Consider the following 18,113-nt stretch of genomic DNA (forward strand, 5'->3'; position numbering starts at 1 on the left):
TTAATTCTCAATCACACTTAAACTCAGTTTCATCCAATCAATTGCATGTTGGCGACGCTCTTCTAAAGCATTCCATAGCGTATCTTGCGATAATATAGAATATTCCCCTTCGCGGCAGCTAAGTTCAGGCGCATTTTCATAGTCCTCAAGCCATTGTTCACTTTGATAATAGGCCTGTAATTCTTGCCAGAGCTTTTCTGCAGCTTGCCATTTTTGCTGCGCTTCTCGCATCTGTCGATGTAAATCATGCCATTGCTCATATTGTTGCTGTAAAACCTGAGCATCGTACATTTTATTTTTACTCATAGCTGAAATTCAAAAATTAAGATGACATGAGCGTACAATAATTCAAGATCAAGGAATGTGAGTGTATGTAGGTTTTATTTAAAGAAACATATATTGCTATATTTTTTTGCATTAATTTTTAAAGAAGACAATTCCTGATTTATTTAGTCAACTTTAGCTTCATTACTTTCAGTAAAATTTAGTATAAAAGTGTAATTCCATCTTTTTATCAAAAGTTAAAGTCATTAGTATAAGTTTGCTTCAATTTTTTAGAAAAGGTACAAAAATGAAATATATTTTAGGGGCAACATTACTTGCATTCGGTTTAATGGGATGTAACTCAAATTTAAATAATGAAGTGAGCCAAGAAAAAGTACAAAGTAATGCACCTGCAGAAACACAAGTTATTTATTTTAATGGCCCAAAAGATTTAACCATTGAATTAAAATCTTCAGATAATTTTGAAACTGCAGAAATGGTAGATAATTCAGACACAGTTTATCATTTAAAACGTGCTGTATCTGGTAGCGGTATTTTACTGAGCAATGATGATGGTGTATCTATTCACTTTAAAGGTGGTGAAGGAGTACTTGAGTTAGTCAAAGATCAGCCTATTAATATTACTGAATTTAAAAAATAGATTTTTTGCTGATTTTAGGCATACATAAGGACGAAAGTAATAATACTATTGGTAATTACATAGTCGAAGGCACCAAGCCATCAACTAAAGATAAAGTTATTAATGTTGAAACACAATATTATGAAAATCCAGGACATCATGACTTGAAAGATGGAAATATGCCTTATAACTCTACTAAAGCAATAATTCCTGACAATCATGTAAAATTATGGGAAAACAGTGTAAAAATTGATAGTGATCCAAAAATAGATGGGCAATTGAAAATAAAGATGGGAAGGTCATTTATCATAGGTTTCAAGATGATGGTAATGGCAATTTCCATTGGAATGGTTCGACAAAAGGTATTACGTCCTCAGGAAAGGAACGAAATATCAAGATTTCTGATGTCCCTTCTGACTTGATAAAAATGGTAGATAGCAAATGAATAGAATTGGAAACGATCAAGTTTTTATAGAGTTTGATGGAAATTATCAGAATAGTAATTTCATCCCATTGCGTTTATGTATTGAGGGGGAGTATCTAGGAACTTTAGACTCTCCTACTTATGTGACTAGCTTTATAAATTCACTAAAAAACTTACTAAATGATAATTACTATTATAGCAATGTGATAAATGATGAAAATTGTAAAAAATTTTTCTATCCTAAAGGTTTATTATCTGAGAATTACAGAATCACTTTAGAAGAAACCTTTGATGATTTCAGTAAAAGGGCAGCAAGGAATAATAATACTATTTATTTTACTTGGTTTTTATATGAAGATCATTTTTTTGAATACAAAGATAACATTGTAAATAAGGTAATTTTTTCTAAATGTAAAAGTCTAGATTTACTCAATTTAATAGATGATTTTCTTGAAGTAATTAATTAAGGGGCTGTAGTCGATAAGGCTAAATACCCACCAAAATTAGGAGATGACAACAGCACTCAATGGTCTTTCAGCAGCGATTAGTACAGGGATGGTAACGGTTGCGAAGAAAGGTGGTGGTATTGTTATTGATACTGCTAAAAGTACTAAACGTATTTTAGAGCCTGTAAATTATTTTGTGTAAGTTCGATTTTTTAATCGATCATCGAACGTAATCGTAAATCAGTTCATCGCTAAATGATATAAGTAGCGCTGTTGTGCAATATTGGCATTTGAATACTTTTTATGAGGTTCATTCTTCTTGTAATTCTATTACTGAATAAACCCTAAGTGGCCGACTTGGAATAGGAATGAGTGGTAGGGAACGAATAGGAATAGGTGGTAGGTTTATGCAGGAATATGCACCTTATTTTGATCTTTATAATAAAGGTCACTTTTGTACATAAAAATAATGACTTATCTTAATAAATACTGCGCTAGTCTAAATTTTAGACAAAAAAAATCCCACATGGGAATGTGGGAAAACTAAGAAACTACAGCTATGTTTCGTTCATTTATTTTATCGTCATCTGACCGACAAACAGTGGCATAAAATTACTTTTTTAAGTCTATTTTTCACCTTTAACATATCCCATTGGATCCGCATCGAAGTATACGATTTACACCTAGATTTATTATTTCCGATCTAACTCTACTAGACCCTGTCTTGCTTCTGTAATGATCAGCTGAATTTCTTCATTTTGCTTTCTCTTTTGTTCAAAATACACATAAATGCCTAGAGAAAATCCCACAGCTAAAATGATCAGCGTCATCATGATAATTGCATTATGATTCATTATATTTAGCCCCTTTAAACTTCCTCACTATTGTGAGATGCAAGGACTATACACAGCAATAACAAAAATGCTCAATTCTAATAAAGAAAATACACTGTTTTTTTAATTTTATCTAAGAAAAACACTTTATTATTTAACAATATAATAAAAAATAAAATGTAAGACATATTCAAAAAATACGTTAAAATTCAATTATATTTTTTCTATCTGTCCTGATTATATTTTTAAGATGTTTTTAATTAATTTTCTCTATCCCATTTAGAAGTCAGTTAAAATAAAAAATTAACCTAAAAAACATAAACTTATTTAAGGCATTACAAGCCTGTTTGAAAAATGCTAATCGATAAAAACACCAACACAAATATGTGACATAGTTGGCATTTTTAATCAATTCTTCAATTTTTCTTGTGATGTGAAATACAATTTTTTTCATCTAGCGGCCAAAAAGCACCAACTTCGATACGCTCCACTGGTGCTCAACCAGTCTGCTATTATATGGAAGCTCTGTTTAATTTAGATTGAAATGACTTTAAATCACCAGAACTCTGACAATGATGGTTTGATGCTCCTCATTTTCCTCAATCAGTTGTAAACGCTTTTGTTCTTTACTCACGACTTTAAAGCGCAAGTTTTGATATTCAATAATGCTTGGAATTTGGTCAAAATATTGTGCATCAGCATCAATTTCATCCTCAAATAATGATGTACCAAGTTGATAGTCCAAACTTTTTAAAACGATATATTTCACCGTTGTTTTCATCACAGCATCCTTTTTATTACTTTTTGCTTTACTTTTATTTGTATCACCGTTCATGCCACGATTAAACCTATAATTGTAAATTTTGCTGTATTTATAGGCAGTTAAATCGTGAACATTCTTATTTTAGCATTTCACTTTTTGATGTTTTTTCGCACAAGTCGACAAAATTCAGTACACTTGAGCAACTTATTCTATTCACTTGCAGATTTATCATGCTCAAACAATGCTGTGCCATACTTGAACAACGCCAACAGACTGTGGCTTTTATCGAAAGTGCCAGCTCAGGTTACTTATGTAGTCAGTTTTCTATTTATAAAAATAGCGGTGCCAATATTTTACTTGGTGGATTAGTCAGTTACGACCCAAGCATTAAACGTGAGATTTTGCATGTGAATAGTGACTTAATTGCCACCTATACCGCTGAATCCGCAGAAGTCACACAAGCCATGGCAGTTCAAGGCAAAAAACTATTTCAACATGCAGATTTTATTGTGGCATGCACAGGGTTACTGAAACCAGGCGGCAGTGCCACACCAGAAAAACCTGTAGGGACATTTTTTATCGCCATTCATTATCAGCAGCAAACTTTTCAGTACAAATATTTTTTAGATGGCAATCCATTACAACGACTAGAACAGCTCACTCTGTTAGTCGCTCAAGACCTGATTGATCTAATGCAAGATACAAACACTTGTACTGCACCCTGAAGTAAACCTATCTTTTTAAGTCTCTATAAAAATTCTCATGACTGCCCAATTTTAAAAGATAGAGTGTCATGATTTCGTCATCACTCACAGAGTAAGCCAGTAGCACAAGCTGTTTGTCCATTTTAAATTTATAAACAAATACTCCTGCTAAATCCCCCACTTTAGCTTCTCCGATATCAGGATTATTCCAAACGGTTATTACGGCATTATCAACATCTTTTTTCTGCTGCTTGGTTAGTTTTTTCACTGTCCGTTCAAATAAGGGAGTTTGTTGTATATTCATTGAACTCAACCAAAGCTATATGGTGTTGTATTCCCTGCTTTGACATGCGCCATACTAAGCAACAAATCTGCTATATCTTGAAAAGTTAAATCGGGATTGTCTTGTGCGATTTTTCCAATTTTAGCCCAGTACTCAATTTGTTTAGTTGCACTTCTACTTTCAGCCATCCCGTAAATCTTTGCTGATTCAACAATATCGCTGTCGATTTTAACTGCTACATGTGACATTGCTTTTTCCTCATATTAATTATGGAATAAATTTTAGCCAATCATGCAACCATTTACAACCTTAAGAAACAAAATACAACAACCTTCTTTTATGATCAAATATTTAAAAATGCGCTATCGTACGCCCGATCTTTTTTAATTCTCTAACGCTTCAATAATTACTCATTGTATTTTTGACTACCCTCATCCAAACCTCAAAAAAAATAAGGTTCCATTGCTTAACAATGAAACCTTATCTTCAGCTTAAACTGCTGCATCACATGATGTTCATGCACGGTACAGCTTTTTAGACAACCAATTAAGCAGCCGAACGCTCTGCAATTGGTACAACTTTACGCAATTCTGGGCCTGTATAATCTGCACTTGGGCGGATAATACGGTTATCTGCACGCTGTTCCATCACGTGTGCTGCCCAACCTGTTACACGGCTCATCACAAAGATTGGTGTAAATAGTTTGGTCGCAATACCCATAAAGTGATACGCAGACGCATGGAAGAAGTCAGCATTACAGAATAATTTCTTCTCACGCCACATCACTTCTTCACAACGCACCGATACAGGATAAAGTACTGTATCACCTACATCTTGCGCTAAACGCTCAGACCAGATTTTGATGATGCCGTTACGTGGATCATTGTCTTTATAAATCGCATGACCAAAGCCCATGATCTTTTCTTTACGTTCCAACTTGCCTAGCATTTCACGTTCAGCTTCTTCTGGCGATGTCCAATTTTCAATCATTTCCATCGCTGCTTCATTCGCGCCACCGTGTAATGGGCCACGTAATGAACCAATCGCGCCTGTAATACATGAATGCATGTCAGACAAAGTTGATGCGCAAACACGTGCTGTAAATGTTGATGCGTTGAACTCATGCTCTGCATACAAAATTAATGACACATTCATGACTTGTTCATGCAATTCATTTGGTTTTTCACCACGTAATAAATGCAGGAATTGTGCGCCAATTGAATCATCATCCGTATTTTCTTCAATACGCACGCCATCGTGGCTATAACGATACCAGTAGCAAATAATAGCTGGCAAAGTCGCCAAGATGCGGTCTGCTACATCTTGTTGCTGTTCAAATGACTGTTCGGTTTCTAAGTTACCTAGCATTGAAACACCTGTACGCATCACATCCATTGGGTGTGAATCTGCAGGAATACGCTCAAGCACTTCTTTGAGTGCTTGAGGCAATGCACGTAAAGATTTCAATTTTGCTTTATAGGCAGCCAATTGCTCTGAAGTCGGCAATTCACCAAAGAAAATCAAGTATGCAACTTCTTCAAACTGACAGTTTTCTGCCAAGTCTTGCACATCATAACCACGGTAAGTTAAGCCCGCGCCACTTTTACCAACAGTTGAGAGTGAGGTTTTACCTGCCACTTGTCCACGCAATCCTGCGCCTGTGAGTACTTTTCCTTCAGCCATTTTTTTAATTCTCCTGTTTGAACAGCTTGTCTAATGTATTTTCAAAAGTATGATAATCAAGGAATTCGTATAATTCTTTACGTTGTTGCATTTTGTCTAAGACATTCACTTGCGTGCCATCTTTACGAATGGATTGCATCACTTCAAGTGCTGCTTTTTGCATAGCACGAGTTGGTGAAAGTGGATACAACACCATGCGAATGCCCTGCTCAGCCAATTCTTCAGTGGTGTAATAAGGGGTATCACCAAACTCGGTAATGTTTGCCAATACAGGTACACCTACGGCATCACATACAGTTTTATACATGGTAATATCAGTCATAGCTTCTGCAAAAATTGCATCTGCACCCGCTTCCACACATGCGCAAGCACGGTCAATAACCGCCTGTAAACCTTCTTTTTGCAAGGCATCAGTACGTGCCATGACTACAAAGTTTGAATCGGTTTTCGCATCAACAGCCGCTTTAATACGATCAACCATTTCTTGCTGGGTTACAATTTCTTTGTTTGGACGATGTCCACAACGCTTTTGTGCAACCTGATCTTCAATATGAACTGCAGCAGCACCCGCAGCAATCATTTGTTTAATACTGCGGGCAATATTGAATGCACCGCCCCAACCTGTGTCAATATCCACCAATAATGGTGTATCAACACGCTCAGTAATACGACGTACATCTTCCAAGACGTTGTCTAAACTGGTCATGCCCAAGTCAGGTAAACCGTAAGAATAGTTGGCAACACCTGCACCAGATAAATAAATGGCTTTATAGCCCACTTGTTTTGCCATCATGGCAGCATAAGCATTTACCGTGCCGATAATTTGTAATGGCTTTTCGACTTCCAAGGCTTGTCTGAATCTTAAGCCCGCAGATGTTTGTTCTGTCATCTTCCTTTCCGCTTTTCTTACTATATTTTTCGAGATTCGAGTATATCGAGAATGCGAGATCACGCCATGGCTTTTTAGAATCTATACTCTAAAACTTTAGTCAAATAATTTTCAAATCTATTGCACAATAAATTTTCGTGATGTTGGTTATTCTTTATTTTTGATAAACACAGCTTTTTAGTACACTAAATAAGCAAAATTTAAACTATTTTCTAAAAATATGGCTTTTTCAGCTCAAATCATGCCATGTGCAAGTACACTTCGACACAGCACGCTGTACATATATTTGTTATAATGACAATCTCCCTTCTATTTAATTGATGATTTTTTACTCAATATGCACGAACTCGCCCATTTCGCTCCTTTAGGTAAAGATATACCACCAACCAAGCGTGGTCATGAGCGATGTGTAGCGTTATTAGTCAGTGCAACTGAGCTATTTTTAGAGCGTGGTTACGATGCCGTATCCTTAGATGATATTGTGCAACACGCAGGCGGTTCTAAAGCGTCGATCTATAAATACTTTGGCAATAAAGAAGGGTTATTCAAAGCTATTTGTGATTATCGCCGTGATAAATTTTTTCAGGATATTCACATTCCCTTTGAACAAATTGATTCAAATTTACGTGGTTATTTGATTCAAACCTTATTGAATTTTTATCATCATATTTTGGAACCAGAAAATGCAGCCTTTATGCGTCTGGTAATAGAGCAAAGTCAGCGCAATCCTGATATTGCCTTACACATACATGAGCGCGGCCCTTTGCATGTGCAACTTTGTATTGCCAAAGTATTGGAACATGCCAGTCAGCAAGGTTTAATTTGCTGTGAACAGCCTATTTATTCTGCACAACTGTATTTCGGTATTTTAAGAAATTTTGAATGGCGTATCATCATGGGTATTCCAAAACAAGAAACAGAACAAGAAACAACCAATTATGTAAGTTATTGTGTAGATCGCTTTCTAGACGCTCATCAAAAAGCTTAGATTTTTTGCAATTTCTGCATCCTATAGTATATTAGCCGATTCCCTTTTTCACTTAACCAACCAACAACTAATTGTTGTTTTTTCTCATTCAGCAATTATTGTGGAGTAACGAATGGCTCTACGTCACTTTCTAACATTACGCGATTTATCGACTTTAGAACTGAATCAAATTTTGCAACGCGCCATTGAGCTCAAGCGTAAACAGCATAACAATGAAGTTTTCCAGCCTTTTCCTGGCAAAGTCATGGGTATGATTTTTGAAAAATCCAGCACCCGAACCCGTGTATCGTTTGAAGCTGGCATGAGTCAGTTTGGTGGTAGCGCAATCTTCTTATCATCACGTGACACGCAATTAGGTCGCGGTGAGCCAATTGAAGATTCTGCTCGCGTCATTTCAAGTATGCTTGATATTGTGATGATTCGTACCTTTGGTCACGACATTGTAGAACGCTTTGCTTCTTATTCTAAAGTTCCTGTGATCAATGCCTTAACTGACGATCATCACCCATGCCAACTCCTTGCAGACATGCAAACCTATGTTGAACACCGTGGTTCAATTGAAGGTAAAACTGTGGCGTGGATTGGTGATGGCAACAATATGTGTAACTCATATATTGAAGCAGCACACATGTGGGGCTTTAATTTAAAAATTGCTACACCAAAAGGTTATGAGCCAGAACAGCGTTTCCTGTCTGAATTTGCACACTGCGTAGAATTGGTCGATTCTGCTGAAGATGCAGCAGTGAATGCTGACCTAATTGTGACCGATGTATGGGCAAGCATGGGACAGGAAGAAGAACAAAAAATCCGTGAAAAAGCGTTTGCAGACTATCAAGTGAATGAACGCTTGATGGATTTAGCACATCCTGATTGTTTATTTATGCACTGCTTACCTGCGCACCGTGGTGAAGAAATTTCTGAAAATATGCTCGATCACAAAAATGCTGTAGTGTGGGATGAAGCAGAAAATCGCTTACATGCTCAAAAAGCATTGGTTGAGTTTTTATTGAATGAAAATCTTAAAAAAGACTAAGCTTTAAAACCCGTCTTAAATATTCGCAAAACTTTGATGAGTTTTGTTACAAACAGCACCAAAAGGTGCTGTTTTTTTATTTGGCTCGCTATAATCTTGAGTTATGGTCTATTTTTCTAAAATTTCTAAAAGAGCCTAGATGAACAATATGATTTATAAAACACTTGCTACAATTACGCTGTGCACCACTACACTGATCGCGAGTGCTTCACTCTATGCCAAAGCCAGTGAATTAGATCAATATTTAGTCCAACAAAAGATTTTAAGTGCAGATTATAAAATTCAAAATGTTGCTGCATTAAATGAAATTTTAGATGTCATTAGCGATGAAGATTCTCGTACCATGCCTTATCAGGTCGATCAAAATACAGTGATTGAACAAAGTACGGCGACAGACAAAAAAATCAATATTCATGGCATGATTATTTCACCTGACTTCACGCAGTTTGTAGAAAGTACGGGTTATAACAATGTCAAAAATATGATTAAACAAAACTTAATTCATAATTGTGAATCTATTTTTGAGCATCAGTTCCAACGGGTAAATCCCTATGTATTGAACTTAAAACTCAGTGCAGAAAAAACCCAGTTTAATGTGCAATTGGCAAATAGCGAGTGCCAATTTAAAGCAGACTAAACTGTATTTAAAACTAAAACAACCTCAGCTTTAAGATTTAATGCCTAAGGTTTAATGCGTAAACCCAAATATAACCTAACGTATTAAACCTTGCGGTTGTAAAATAATGATCAATGCGCCTAAAACTACTATCATTCCACCGAACATATCCCAACGTGTTAAATTGACTTGATCTACATACTTTAACCAAATCAAGGCTGTACAAATATAAATACCACCATAAGCCGCATAAATTCGCCCCGATGCCGCAGGATGTAGAGTCAATAACCACACAAAAGCCGCTAAGGCTAAAATTGTTGGCAGCCATAACCACTGTGATTTCCCCTGATTTAAAATCAAATAAGGAAAATAACAGCCTAATATTTCCATAACTGCCGTAACAAAAAACAAGAACGTTGTGCTGGCAATTTTAGTGATCTGAAAATCCATAAATCCTGTGTGGTCTCTCTTTTAGCAGTAACGATTCAAGTTCACGCATCTGCGAATTCATAAAAAATAACCCATGTTCAACATGGGTTATTTTCAAAATTCAAATAAGGATTGATTAGGCTGGTTCAGCCGTTTGATCTTCAAAGACTTCAAGTTTCAAACCGACTGCCTTACCGTTCTCTTTCTTCACAGAAACAGCCACATTACCGCCCTGTTCTGCAAGTTCACCAAACAGAATCATTTCTGCCAATGGCTTTTTCAAGTGTTCCTGAATCAGACGTTGCATTGGACGTGCGCCCATTAAGCGATCATATCCATGCTCAGCCATCCATTCACGCGCATCTTGATCAACCTCAAGAATGACTTTTTTATCATCCAACTGCGCTTGTAATTCAGTCAAGAATTTATCCACTACATTTTCAATTACTGTAGTAGGTAAAGCTTTAAATTGAATGACCCCATCCAAACGATTACGGAACTCAGGTGAGAAGGCTTTTTTCATCGCTTCTTGGTTGTCATTACTGTTGTCTTGATCCATGAAACCAATGCTCACGCGGGAAATACTTTCCGCACCAATATTAGTGGTCAGAACCAAAATCACATTACGGAAGTCTGATTTACGACCATTATTATCGGTCAATGAACCATGATCCATAATTTGCAGCAATAGGTTAAATACATCAGGATGCGCTTTTTCAATTTCATCCAACAACAACACACAATGCGGATTTTTATGAATCGCATCGGTGAGTAAGCCACCCTGATCAAAACCGACATAGCCTGGAGGTGCACCAATTAAACGTGAAACCGCATGGCGCTCCATGTACTCAGACATATCAAAGCGAACCAATTCCACACCCAACAGTTTTGCCAACTGCTTGGTAACTTCGGTTTTACCAACGCCTGTCGGGCCAGCAAATACAAAACTACCCACTGGTTTGTCTGGTGTTTTTAAACCAGCACGTGACAGTTTAATTGCTGATGCTAACGCTTCAATAGCTTCATCTTGACCAAAGACCACACGTTTTAAATCACGCTCAAGATGTTCAAGTACAGTCTTGTCATCTTTCGATACGGTTTTAGGTGGAATACGTGCAATTTTAGAGACGATATCTTCAATGTTTTCTACTGTGATTAAAGTATCATCTTGCTCAGCTCTTAAACGGCGCTGCGCACCTGCTTCATCAATCACATCAATGGCTTTGTCTGGCAAGAAACGATCATTGATAAATTTGGCCGATAACTCTACCGCAGACACCAATGCTTTATCATCATATTTAACATGGTGAAATTCTTCAAATTTCGATTTTAAACCACGTAAAATATCAATCGTTTCTGAAATTGAAGGCTCATTCACATCAATTTTTTGGAAACGGCGTGAAAGTGCATGGTCTTTTTCAAATACCTGACGATATTCTTGGAATGTCGTCGAGCCAATGCAACGCAAAGTACCATTTGCCAACGCAGGTTTAATTAAATTTGATGCATCCATCGTGCTACCCATGCTTGAGCCTGCACCAATAATCATGTGGATTTCGTCAATAAATAAAATGGCATCAGGTTTCTTTTTCAAGGCATTTAACAGTTGTTTTAAACGCTTTTCAAAGTCACCACGGTATTTTGTACCCGCTACCAACGCACCGATATCCAAACTATATACTTCGGCATTTTCGAGTGGTTTTGGCGCTTTACCATTCACAATCAGCCACGCCAGACCTTCGGCAATAGAGGTTTTACCCACGCCTGGATCACCCACCAACAATGGGTTGTTCTTACGACGACGGCATAGAATTTGTGCAGCACGCTCAATTTCTTTTTCACGCCCAATTAACGGATCGGTTTTACCCTTTTGCGCTTCAGTATTCAAATTTAGCGTGTAAAGCTCTAACGGGCCAGCATTGGCAGAGCTTGAACTTTCGCTATCTAATTCTTCAACCTCTTCTTCCGCTTGCGTTTCGTCTTTACGTGTACCGTGCGATAAGTATTGCGTTAAGGTCAAACGGTTAATTTGATGACGCTTGAGTAGATACACGGCAAATGAATCACGTTCAGAGTACATTGCCACTAAAATATCTGCGCCTTCAACCGTACGGTCACCACCGCTAGATTGCACATGGAAAATACCACGCTGCAAAATGCGGTCAAAACTTTCGGTCGGGTGCGGCGCCTGATCGTTATTTTCAGCAAGTTTAGGGGTATGTTGTTCTACATATTCTTCGAGTTCTTTACGCAGCACAATAACATCTGCACCACACGCCTTGAGTGCGTTGACTGCCGAATCATTGTCTAATAAAGCCAATAATAAATGTTCAACCGTTAGAAACTCGTGTCTCTTTTGACGAGCCATGCTAACAGCCAAACGTAGTGATACTTCTAATTGACGACTGAGCATGTAACCCCCTTAATCTTTAGGCTCAATCTGACAAAGTAATGGATGACCTTGTGATCGAGCGTAATTATTGACTTGGTTCGCTTTCGTTTCCGCAATATCCCGCGGATAGACCCCTGCGACACCTTTTCCTTCATAGTGTACAGTTAGCATTACTTGAGTCGCTTGGTCAAGATTCATTGCAAAGTATTGTTGTAAAATTTCAATTACAAAGTCCATTGGGGTGTAATCATCGTTCATTAAAACGACAACATATAAAGGTGGGCGTTTTAATTGTGGCGGCGCAGTTTGTACCGCAATATCACCATCATCTTCATGTCCTGCATCATCCACACTTAAACGCGGGGTTAAATGCCAATCGACATAGCCAGATTGATGAAAAGTGGTTTTAATTTCATTTAAACAGATGGATCTTTTTTGGGTTCGCATAAGTTTTACATATCACACATTATTGAGCGCTAGCTTCTGCTTGTGGAATTTCAGAAATAAAGGCAGAATCTGCCTCCACGGCTTTGCCTTTGCTCCAACTGAAGCGTTTAATCACAGGAGTTGCGCCATTTAAACGGACTTCAATAAAGTCTGGATTAAAGCCTTTAGGCATGCTCCAGCGCCCTGTTAAACGCTCATAATTATCAAAATTAAAATTGCTGTCTTCCATCGGAACAACCAGCACTTCTGTGCCTTGAATTAAACGCAGTTCTACCGTACCACTTGCACGTCGCTTGTTTGGACTCACTTGTACCAAATCGACCTGATATTCATAAGCATTGTCTGGTAATGGTTTCACCCCAAGATTTTGCACGGTCAGGCTTAAACCACCACGTTGACGCAAAACTTCACGATAAATCGCACTCATGCCTTCAGTACGTTGCTTATCTTCAGTTGCTTGAGTGAAAGCTTGATACAAATCATTGGAGTTACTGACCGCAACATCGCGTTCTTGAACCGCAGCATTTAAGCTTTTATTCAGACTTTCCAAACGCGTTTTTTGTTCTTGCACCACTTCAACCAGTTGTTCTGCATCGGCATCGTAACCAACCACAGTTAAGCCCTGACGATGCCCGACTGAATAGCCCAAAAAGCCACTACCTAAAATTAAAATGGCAGCACCAATTGCCAAAGGCGCATTGCTTTCAAGAAATGGCTTTTTTTCTGGCGGTGTAGATGAGGGTGTCATGCTTGAATTCGACTGTGACGTGGTTTCTGTATCGGTGTTATGCATCGTCATCTCTTGTTTTGATTCATTCAAAGCACACATTTAAATCGAAATCTAAATGTGTGTGAAGTTGAAAAACGTGTTCTTATGGTAATAAACCAATCACCTCAAGTCCTGCATGTTCTGCAAAACCAAACATGAGGTTCATATTTTGTACTGCTTGCCCTGCTGCACCTTTCACCAAGTTATCTTGTGCCACCAAAAGTACTAATTTTTTCGGTTGTGGCTTATACAATGCGATACGCAACTGGTTAGCGCCACGTACTGAGCGTGTTTCTGGTGAACTGTTGGCTGGCATGACATCTACAAACTGTTCATTGGCATAAAACTGCTCATACAGGCTTTGTAAATCTGCTGCATCACCTGCATCAGTTAAATCTACATAAATGGTGCTGAGCATACCGCGAATCATAGGTACTAAATGCGGTACAAACACAATGTGATTAAACACATCTTTTTGACCCGAAATATTTTCCAATGCTTCTACAATTTCTGGATGATGACGATGCCCCGCAACGCCATAAGCCTTAAAGTTGTCGGCATTTTCAGAGTAAATCATGCCCAAACTGGCTTTACGCCCTGCACCAGATACACCCGATTTTGCATCAATAATAATACTTTCAGGTTTCACTAAAGCTTCAGCTTGTTTAAATAATGGCGCTAAACCAAGTTGCACTGTGGTTGGATAACACCCTGGGTTACCAATCACCTGTGCTTGTTTAATTTGTTCCCGGTTGAGTTCAGACAAGCCATAAACTGAATCTTTTAAAATGTCTGGGCAAGCATGTTGCATGCCATACCATTTTTCAAACTGCGCTAAATCTTGCAAACGGAAGTCTGCTGCTAAATCGACCACTTTGGTGTTGGCTGCAACAAGCTCCGCAGCATGTTGCATTGCAACGCCGTGCGGTGTAGCAAAGAACACCACATCACACTGTTTTAATTCTTCGATGTTTAAATCTGAGTAGCACAGGTCTGTGTGTCCACGCAGGCTTGGGAACATATCATCTACACGGCGACCCGCTTCTGTACGTGAAGTCAGTACATTTACTTTCACATTTGGGTGTCGTAGCAAAAGACGCAATAATTCAACGCCTGTATAACCTGTACCACCGACAATACCAACTGAAATCACGTGCATTACCTCAATTCAAAAGCATGTTTAAGCTAACGCTATAGTATGACAGGAAGTTTTGGTTTTCTGAACTGTTTTACTAGGGTTTTGGGGCTTTTCTTTATTCTGTTGATTTTATAAAAGATGATTTGGATTGTAGTCAATACGTGCAACACCTTTGCATTGTAGTCTTATCATGTGGGTGTTGGCTTTTTTATTGATACCACCACCAAGGCAAAGACGTTGTTTTTAACTGCTTGCGATGCTGCAAATAGTGCGCATCATGCCGTTGTACTTCAACCCAAAATGCAGGACTATGATCAAAATGTCGTGTATGCGCCAACTCATGCACAGCAACATATCGCACAATTTGTTCAGGAAACAACACCAAGGCGCTATTGAGCATAATATGCTGTTGCGTACTGCAACTGCCCCAACGGGTTTTCGGTTGACGAATTGCGCACTGTTTAAATGGCAAAGCAATTTCATGACTGACTGTTTGCAAATATATCGGCAACATTTGTTTGGCATAAGCAATAACAAAGGCTTTTAAATATGCCGCAGGTTGGCGGTCACTAACCCATAGGCAATGCTGTTTTAAATCTAAAATAAAACTGTGTTTTTGTGTGTGATAATGAATATTTAAAGGCTCAGGCAAATTAAAAAGTGATAACTGATTTGGCAATTCACGCTGCACAAGTCCTTGCTGTGTTTGCTGTTTATGCCAAGTTTCAATCATCCACTGTTCAGATTGTTGCAAAAAATCCTGAATTTGTCGCTGAGTGCAATATTTCGGCACAGTTAAGCGAATTTGATTCGGCTCGACACGTAACCGTAAACGTGTTGCTTTTGCATGTGGTGTAATTTGAATTTCAGGTAAGTCGGATAATGTCATTGTTGTTCTTTTATTAAATCCTCCCCGACCCTCCTTTAATAAAGGAGGGAGAAAAGCCCCCTATTAAAAACAAGGGGCTTGGGAGACGAATTAAACCGCAGTACGTTCTTCAATGCCGTTATTGGTCGCTACAATTGCAATATCAGCTTTATTGATGGCAAAAATACCATTGGTCACAACACCCGGAATATCATTCAAGGTTTTTTCTAATTCCAACGCATTTAAAATATTTAAATTATAAATATCTAAAATCACGTTACCGTTATCAGTCACCACACCTTCACGGTAAGCAGGATCGCCACCTAAAGCCACAATTTTGCGTGCTACCGCAGAACGAGCCATTGGAATCACCTCAATTGGCAATGGAAACTCACGTCCTAATTGCTCTACCCATTTTGAATCATCGACAATACAGATAAACTTACGTGCAATAGAAGCCACAATTTTTTCACGGGTCAACGCTGCGCCGCCGCCTTTAATCATGTGCATGTGACGGTCAATTTCATCTGCACCATCAACATAAGCATCTAAACTGCCCACAGAGTTCATATCGACCACTTCAATACCAAGTTTCTTTAAGCGCTCCGCAGTCGCTTCAGAACTTGCCACAGCTGCTTCTAATTGTAATTCAGGCAATAAATCAATCAGGAAATTCACTGTACTGCCTGTACCTACCCCCAAAATCCCGCCTTTAGGCAAATGTTTTAATGCTGCTTTGGCAGCCGCTTGCTTCTTTTCATCTTGGGTAGCATACAGACTCATGACTTCACTCAACTATTTTTGACATTTGTTGCCGATTTTACAGCGCAAATGTGCAGGGGTTTGTTACAATAACCCCCTATTTTAAACTGTTAGATGGAAGATTAACATGCTGTCTCGTTTGGTTCGACAAATTTTACAAGCAACGGTCTACGATGTTGCAATCGAAACCCCACTCGACGCAGCGCCACGAATTAGTGAAAAACTGAACAATAACATTCGCTTTAAACGTGAAGACTTACAACCTGTATTCTCTTTTAAATTGCGTGGTGCGTATAACCGTATTAGCCAATTACCCAAAGACCAACTTGAACGTGGTGTAATTACTGCCTCTGCAGGCAACCATGCGCAAGGTGTAGCATTGTCTGGGCAAAAACTGGGCATTCGCGCCATTATCGTTATGCCTAAAACCACGCCAGATATTAAAGTACAAGCGGTAAAACGCTTGGGTGGCGAAGTGGTATTACATGGTGACTCATTTGATGTTGCCAACAAATATGCAATTCAACGTGCCCAAGATGAAGGCATGACTTTTATTCCACCGTATGACGATGAATTGGTCATGGCAGGTCAAGGTACGATTGCCAATGAAATTTTGCGTCAATGGCGCGATGTCGAATATGTTTTCGTTGCTGTTGGTGGTGGCGGTTTAATTGCAGGTGTTGCAGCCTACTTGGGCGATGTCGCACCGCATGTCAAAGTCATTCCTGTAGAATATGATGAATCGGCTTGCTTAAAAGCGGCTTTTGAAGCCAATGAACGGGTTATTTTGCCGCAAGTGGGTTTATTTGCCGATGGTACTGCTGTCGCACAAATTGGTGAGAAACCGTTTGAAGTTTTACAACTACAAAAATCAGATCAATCAGGCCCAATTGTTGAGCGCGATGTAGTTTTGGTGAATACCGATGAAATCTGTGCGGCAATTAAAGACACCTTTGATGAAAACCGCAGCATTGTAGAACCTTCAGGTGCAATGGCTTTGGCAGGCATCAAAAAATATGTCGAGCAACACCAATTGCAAAATAAAAATATTGTGTCAATTGTCTGTGGCGCAAACATGAACTTTGACCGTTTACGCTATATTGCGGAACGTACTGAACTCGGTGAACATAAAGAAGCAATTTTTGCCGTGACCATTCCAGAAGAAAAAGGTGCGTTCCTTAACTTCTGCCGTGCGCTGCAAGGTCGTAATATCACCGAGTTTAACTACCGCGCCAGCGATGCTACTGCTGCACAAGTCTTTGTCGGCATCAGCTTAAAATCTGGTGAAAAAGAACGCCACGATATTTATGAGTTACTCAAAACCCAGTACGATGTTGATGATTTGTCGGATGATGAAGTAGCAAAACTACACATTCGTTATTTGGTCGGTGGTCATGCCGATATTGAAAATGAACGTCTATTCCGTGTGGAATTTCCAGAGCGTCCGGGTGCATTACTGACTTTCTTGGAGCGCTTAGGCCCAACCCATAACATCACCCTGTTCCATTACCGTAACCACGGTGCAGCGGAAGGTCGTGTATTGGTCGGTTTAGAAGCTTCGGATGCCAAACAGAACCCAGATGGTTTAATTGAAACTTTGGAAAAGATCACTTATCCATACCAAGAGATTACTAATAACTTGGGTTATCAGCGTTTCTTAAAATAACCGATCACACATCTCAATAAGTGCAAAAAACCGCTGATTTCAGCGGTTTTTTAGTCATATTGCTACAGTATAGAGC

Annotated in this window: 23 protein-coding genes; 9 read left to right on the plus strand and 14 right to left on the minus strand. The window is 38.7% G+C overall.

The genetic code is table 11. The annotated features are described in order from the left end of the window. A complete protein-coding gene (locus tag FTT70_RS09155; protein WP_154320729.1) occupies window positions 1-306 on the minus strand; it encodes a DUF4298 domain-containing protein in 306 nt (101 codons plus the stop codon). A gap of 265 nt (window positions 307-571) precedes the next feature. Between FTT70_RS09155 and FTT70_RS09160 the strand changes: the two genes are divergently transcribed. Genes FTT70_RS09160 through FTT70_RS09175 form a run of 4 tightly spaced genes read left to right on the plus strand, consistent with a single transcriptional unit; the run spans window position 572 to window position 1,976 of the window. Continuing rightward, on the plus strand, window positions 572-925 hold the full coding sequence (locus FTT70_RS09160; protein ID WP_180062597.1) for a hypothetical protein: 354 nt from the start codon (window positions 572-574) through the stop codon (window positions 923-925). A 5-nt stretch (window positions 926-930) separates the two neighbouring features. Beyond that, window positions 931-1,326, plus strand: coding sequence for a hypothetical protein (locus tag FTT70_RS09165; RefSeq protein ID WP_180009214.1), 396 nt, complete (start codon window positions 931-933; stop codon window positions 1,324-1,326). A gap of 19 nt (window positions 1,327-1,345) precedes the next feature. Beyond that, on the plus strand, window positions 1,346-1,795 hold the full coding sequence (locus FTT70_RS09170) for a hypothetical protein (RefSeq protein ID WP_096901592.1): 450 nt from the start codon (window positions 1,346-1,348) through the stop codon (window positions 1,793-1,795). Window positions 1,796-1,838: 43 nt separating this feature from the next. Continuing rightward, window positions 1,839-1,976, plus strand: coding sequence for a hypothetical protein (locus tag FTT70_RS09175; RefSeq protein WP_158660382.1), 138 nt, complete (start codon window positions 1,839-1,841; stop codon window positions 1,974-1,976). 490 nt (window positions 1,977-2,466) lie between these two features. Here FTT70_RS09175 and FTT70_RS09180 read toward each other — a convergent pair whose 3' ends face one another. Continuing rightward, window positions 2,467-2,628 (minus strand): hypothetical protein, encoded by a 162-nt coding sequence (locus tag FTT70_RS09180; protein WP_004973471.1) that lies wholly within the window; start codon window positions 2,626-2,628, stop codon window positions 2,467-2,469. 529 nt (window positions 2,629-3,157) lie between these two features. Next, the gene (locus tag FTT70_RS09185) at window positions 3,158-3,388 is read right to left on the minus strand and encodes a hypothetical protein (RefSeq protein ID WP_026438431.1); all 231 of its coding nucleotides are present in this window, start codon (window positions 3,386-3,388) and stop codon (window positions 3,158-3,160) included. 212 nt (window positions 3,389-3,600) lie between these two features. Between FTT70_RS09185 and FTT70_RS09190 the strand changes: the two genes are divergently transcribed. Further along, entirely contained in the window at window positions 3,601-4,095 is a 495-nt protein-coding gene (locus FTT70_RS09190) for a CinA family protein (RefSeq protein ID WP_096901591.1), read from the plus strand. Between the two features lie 7 nt (window positions 4,096-4,102). Here the strand turns inward: FTT70_RS09190 and FTT70_RS09195 are convergent, their stop codons facing one another. The 4 genes from FTT70_RS09195 to prpB all read right to left on the minus strand — a co-directional run bounded on the left by FTT70_RS09195 (window position 4,103) and on the right by prpB (window position 6,929). Beyond that, complete coding sequence (locus tag FTT70_RS09195; RefSeq protein ID WP_004973465.1) at window positions 4,103-4,378, minus strand: type II toxin-antitoxin system RelE/ParE family toxin; 276 nt, start codon at window positions 4,376-4,378, stop codon at window positions 4,103-4,105. Window positions 4,379-4,383: 5 nt separating this feature from the next. Next, window positions 4,384-4,605, minus strand: a complete 222-nt coding sequence (locus FTT70_RS09200; RefSeq protein ID WP_004973462.1) for a hypothetical protein — start codon at window positions 4,603-4,605, stop codon at window positions 4,384-4,386. A gap of 298 nt (window positions 4,606-4,903) precedes the next feature. Beyond that, window positions 4,904-6,040, minus strand: coding sequence for a 2-methylcitrate synthase (gene prpC / locus FTT70_RS09205; protein WP_004973461.1), 1,137 nt, complete (start codon window positions 6,038-6,040; stop codon window positions 4,904-4,906). 4 nt (window positions 6,041-6,044) lie between these two features. After that, window positions 6,045-6,929: a methylisocitrate lyase gene (gene prpB / locus FTT70_RS09210; protein ID WP_004973459.1), complete on the minus strand. Its 885-nt coding sequence runs from the start codon at window positions 6,927-6,929 to the stop codon at window positions 6,045-6,047. Between the two features lie 337 nt (window positions 6,930-7,266). Here prpB and FTT70_RS09215 point away from each other — a divergent pair, with 337 nt between their 5' ends. The 3 genes from FTT70_RS09215 to FTT70_RS09225 all read left to right on the plus strand — a co-directional run bounded on the left by FTT70_RS09215 (window position 7,267) and on the right by FTT70_RS09225 (window position 9,587). Continuing rightward, window positions 7,267-7,917, plus strand: a complete 651-nt coding sequence (locus FTT70_RS09215; protein WP_180168548.1) for a TetR/AcrR family transcriptional regulator — start codon at window positions 7,267-7,269, stop codon at window positions 7,915-7,917. Window positions 7,918-8,029: 112 nt separating this feature from the next. Continuing rightward, complete coding sequence (argF, locus tag FTT70_RS09220; RefSeq protein WP_004973455.1) at window positions 8,030-8,950, plus strand: ornithine carbamoyltransferase; 921 nt, start codon at window positions 8,030-8,032, stop codon at window positions 8,948-8,950. Window positions 8,951-9,089: 139 nt separating this feature from the next. Further along, window positions 9,090-9,587, plus strand: coding sequence for a hypothetical protein (locus tag FTT70_RS09225; protein ID WP_257229390.1), 498 nt, complete (start codon window positions 9,090-9,092; stop codon window positions 9,585-9,587). Window positions 9,588-9,662: 75 nt separating this feature from the next. Here the strand turns inward: FTT70_RS09225 and FTT70_RS09230 are convergent, their stop codons facing one another. The 7 genes from FTT70_RS09230 to rpiA form a co-directional block, all read right to left on the minus strand. Further along, window positions 9,663-10,016: a YnfA family protein gene (locus FTT70_RS09230; protein WP_004973443.1), complete on the minus strand. Its 354-nt coding sequence runs from the start codon at window positions 10,014-10,016 to the stop codon at window positions 9,663-9,665. Between the two features lie 115 nt (window positions 10,017-10,131). Then, window positions 10,132-12,408, minus strand: coding sequence for an ATP-dependent Clp protease ATP-binding subunit ClpA (clpA, locus tag FTT70_RS09235; protein WP_004973441.1), 2,277 nt, complete (start codon window positions 12,406-12,408; stop codon window positions 10,132-10,134). A 9-nt stretch (window positions 12,409-12,417) separates the two neighbouring features. Next, window positions 12,418-12,834 carry an ATP-dependent Clp protease adapter ClpS gene (clpS, locus tag FTT70_RS09240; protein WP_004973438.1) on the minus strand — a complete coding sequence of 139 codons (417 nt, stop codon included), beginning with the start codon at window positions 12,832-12,834 and terminating at the stop codon, window positions 12,418-12,420. A gap of 19 nt (window positions 12,835-12,853) precedes the next feature. Next, a complete protein-coding gene (locus FTT70_RS09245; protein WP_096901621.1) occupies window positions 12,854-13,627 on the minus strand; it encodes a DUF6776 family protein in 774 nt (257 codons plus the stop codon). Between the two features lie 79 nt (window positions 13,628-13,706). Beyond that, window positions 13,707-14,762 carry an N-acetyl-gamma-glutamyl-phosphate reductase gene (argC, locus tag FTT70_RS09250; protein WP_171287379.1) on the minus strand — a complete coding sequence of 352 codons (1,056 nt, stop codon included), beginning with the start codon at window positions 14,760-14,762 and terminating at the stop codon, window positions 13,707-13,709. Between the two features lie 187 nt (window positions 14,763-14,949). Beyond that, window positions 14,950-15,630 (minus strand): M48 family metallopeptidase, encoded by a 681-nt coding sequence (locus FTT70_RS09255; RefSeq protein ID WP_180168549.1) that lies wholly within the window; start codon window positions 15,628-15,630, stop codon window positions 14,950-14,952. Window positions 15,631-15,720: 90 nt separating this feature from the next. Then, window positions 15,721-16,392 (minus strand): ribose-5-phosphate isomerase RpiA, encoded by a 672-nt coding sequence (gene rpiA / locus FTT70_RS09260; RefSeq protein WP_004973429.1) that lies wholly within the window; start codon window positions 16,390-16,392, stop codon window positions 15,721-15,723. A gap of 106 nt (window positions 16,393-16,498) precedes the next feature. Between rpiA and ilvA the strand changes: the two genes are divergently transcribed. Next, window positions 16,499-18,037, plus strand: a complete 1,539-nt coding sequence (ilvA, locus tag FTT70_RS09265) for a threonine ammonia-lyase, biosynthetic (RefSeq protein WP_019837302.1) — start codon at window positions 16,499-16,501, stop codon at window positions 18,035-18,037. Window positions 18,038-18,113: the final 76 nt, after the last annotated feature.

The organism is Acinetobacter sp. YH01003, from assembly GCF_013420525.1.
In the GTDB taxonomy this organism is placed as follows: domain Bacteria; phylum Pseudomonadota; class Gammaproteobacteria; order Pseudomonadales; family Moraxellaceae; genus Acinetobacter; species Acinetobacter towneri.

Coding starts and splice junctions, on each gene's coding strand:
- FTT70_RS09155 (WP_154320729.1), bottom strand. CDS start 306: ATGAGTAAAAATAAAATGTACGATGCTCAGGTTTTACAGCAACAATAT.
- FTT70_RS09160 (WP_180062597.1), top strand. CDS start 572: ATGAAATATATTTTAGGGGCAACATTACTTGCATTCGGTTTAATGGGA.
- FTT70_RS09170 (WP_096901592.1), top strand. CDS start 1,346: ATGAATAGAATTGGAAACGATCAAGTTTTTATAGAGTTTGATGGAAAT.
- FTT70_RS09175 (WP_158660382.1), top strand. CDS start 1,839: ATGACAACAGCACTCAATGGTCTTTCAGCAGCGATTAGTACAGGGATG.
- FTT70_RS09180 (WP_004973471.1), bottom strand. CDS start 2,628: ATGAATCATAATGCAATTATCATGATGACGCTGATCATTTTAGCTGTG.
- FTT70_RS09185 (WP_026438431.1), bottom strand. CDS start 3,388: ATGAAAACAACGGTGAAATATATCGTTTTAAAAAGTTTGGACTATCAA.
- FTT70_RS09190 (WP_096901591.1), top strand. CDS start 3,601: ATGCTCAAACAATGCTGTGCCATACTTGAACAACGCCAACAGACTGTG.
- FTT70_RS09195 (WP_004973465.1), bottom strand. CDS start 4,378: ATGAATATACAACAAACTCCCTTATTTGAACGGACAGTGAAAAAACTA.
- FTT70_RS09200 (WP_004973462.1), bottom strand. CDS start 4,605: ATGTCACATGTAGCAGTTAAAATCGACAGCGATATTGTTGAATCAGCA.
- prpC (WP_004973461.1), bottom strand. CDS start 6,040: ATGGCTGAAGGAAAAGTACTCACAGGCGCAGGATTGCGTGGACAAGTG.
- prpB (WP_004973459.1), bottom strand. CDS start 6,929: ATGACAGAACAAACATCTGCGGGCTTAAGATTCAGACAAGCCTTGGAA.
- FTT70_RS09215 (WP_180168548.1), top strand. CDS start 7,267: ATGCACGAACTCGCCCATTTCGCTCCTTTAGGTAAAGATATACCACCA.
- argF (WP_004973455.1), top strand. CDS start 8,030: ATGGCTCTACGTCACTTTCTAACATTACGCGATTTATCGACTTTAGAA.
- FTT70_RS09225 (WP_257229390.1), top strand. CDS start 9,090: ATGAACAATATGATTTATAAAACACTTGCTACAATTACGCTGTGCACC.
- FTT70_RS09230 (WP_004973443.1), bottom strand. CDS start 10,016: ATGGATTTTCAGATCACTAAAATTGCCAGCACAACGTTCTTGTTTTTT.
- clpA (WP_004973441.1), bottom strand. CDS start 12,408: ATGCTCAGTCGTCAATTAGAAGTATCACTACGTTTGGCTGTTAGCATG.
- clpS (WP_004973438.1), bottom strand. CDS start 12,834: ATGCGAACCCAAAAAAGATCCATCTGTTTAAATGAAATTAAAACCACT.
- FTT70_RS09245 (WP_096901621.1), bottom strand. CDS start 13,627: ATGCATAACACCGATACAGAAACCACGTCACAGTCGAATTCAAGCATG.
- argC (WP_171287379.1), bottom strand. CDS start 14,762: ATGCACGTGATTTCAGTTGGTATTGTCGGTGGTACAGGTTATACAGGC.
- FTT70_RS09255 (WP_180168549.1), bottom strand. CDS start 15,630: ATGACATTATCCGACTTACCTGAAATTCAAATTACACCACATGCAAAA.
- rpiA (WP_004973429.1), bottom strand. CDS start 16,392: ATGAGTCTGTATGCTACCCAAGATGAAAAGAAGCAAGCGGCTGCCAAA.
- ilvA (WP_019837302.1), top strand. CDS start 16,499: ATGCTGTCTCGTTTGGTTCGACAAATTTTACAAGCAACGGTCTACGAT.